Genomic DNA, 1519 nt, shown 5'->3' with positions numbered 1-1519 from the left:
TTCAACCCGACCCCTGCGGAACGGAACAACTCCAGGGTCTCCCGTGCATCGGAGCGCGGCTGTTCCCGGAAGGTCAGCAGCGCCACAGGGTGGAGCGACGCCGGCAGCTGCTCCACCTTCCCATTGGCTGGCAACTGATCCGCGCCAGCCAGGAGCAGGGTCCGCAGCCCTGATGCGGCCAGTTCGCCGGCCTGGCGCAAGACGTCGCTCTGGCGCGGTACTGCGCCGTCGGGCGCCGGGATCGACGGCTTCAGACGTGCGGCTGCGTCGTCGCCCTGCACAAGCATCATTTCCGGTGCTCCGAGAATCCAGGTGCGCGCACCGCGGGCGCTCCCGTTGAAGCTGACTCCGCTCCACTTCCGGGCGGAGGAGAACGGCACGGACCGGACGGGTTGAAGGCCGCCATCATCCTCAAAGGCCGTGCTCAGGCAGCGTGCCGTGGCGTTTGCCTCGGGTTCGGCGCCAAACCATGCGAGGGCCTGCTCCCATCCCGGTTGCGGCGCCAGCGGGTGAACCGCGTCGAAGACCAGTCCTCCTTCTGTGAGGGTTCCGGTCTTGTCCATGCACAGTACGTCTACGCGTGCCAGTCCCTCGACAGCGGCGAGTTCCTGGATCAGTACGTTGTGTTTAGCCAGCCGGAGTCCGCCCACGGCGAAGGCCACGCTCGTCAGCAGCACTAGTCCCAGCGGGACGATCGCGATCATGCTGGCAATGAGTCCCACGAGTGCGGGGGTCCAGGCACCGGTGGAAATGGCGGACTGCCAGCCGCCGCGCGCCTGGATCTCGCCGTTGAGCACGATGAGGGCAACGGGCAGCAGGATCCAGGCGATCCAGCGCATTACACGGTTGAGGCTGTTGCGGATCTCGGAGTTCACCAGTGAGAAGCGTCGCGCATCTGCCGTCAGCCGGCTCGCGAACGACGCCGCTCCGACCCGGACAACCTGGGCGTTGCCGTGGCCGGCCACGACGATCGATCCGGAGAGTACTTCCGTCCCCGCATCCTTACCCACCGGGTCTGCTTCGCCCGTGAGAAGCGATTCGTCCACCTCGAGGCCGGACGACTCCAGTACGGCAGCGTCGGCAGTGACCTGATCCCCGGCCCGCAACACCAGGAGGTCATCTTTTACGACGTCGGCCGTGGCGATGTCGTGGATCTGCCCCTCGCGCAAGACCCGCGCGAGGGGGGCGTTGAGGACAGCCAGCCGGTCCAAGGACTTTTTCGCCCTGTATTCCTCGACGACGCCGATCACGGCATTGCTGACAGCGGCGAGGCCGAACAGGGCATCCCGCCATTGCCCCAGGAACAACAGCAGCAGGAAGCTCGTGCCGACGATTGCGTTGAAGAGCGTGAAGACGTTGGCCCGGAAGATCTGCCACAGGCTCCGGCTAGTGGTGTCCGGCACGCGGTTGGTAAGCCCGCGCTCGACCCGCGTAGCCACCTCCCCCTGCGACAGCCCCTTGGCGGCCGGCCGGCGCCTGGCGGCCTTCCGGTCTTTGGCTGCCGGGGACGCACGCCGAT

At 67.0% G+C, this 1519-nt stretch carries 1 protein-coding gene; it reads right to left on the bottom strand.

Going from position 1 to position 1519, the window contains the following annotated elements:
- Positions 1 to 1403: HAD-IC family P-type ATPase (locus tag LQV45_RS31675; protein ID WP_230011388.1), on the bottom strand; the 1403-nt coding region annotated here is incomplete at its 3' end.
- Between the last annotated feature and the right edge of the window lie 116 nt (positions 1404 to 1519).

The organism is Microbacterium sp. Bi128 (assembly GCF_918698205.1).
Note: the sequence above shows the minus strand (reverse complement) of the source record. Positions and strands in the feature narration are given on the sequence as shown.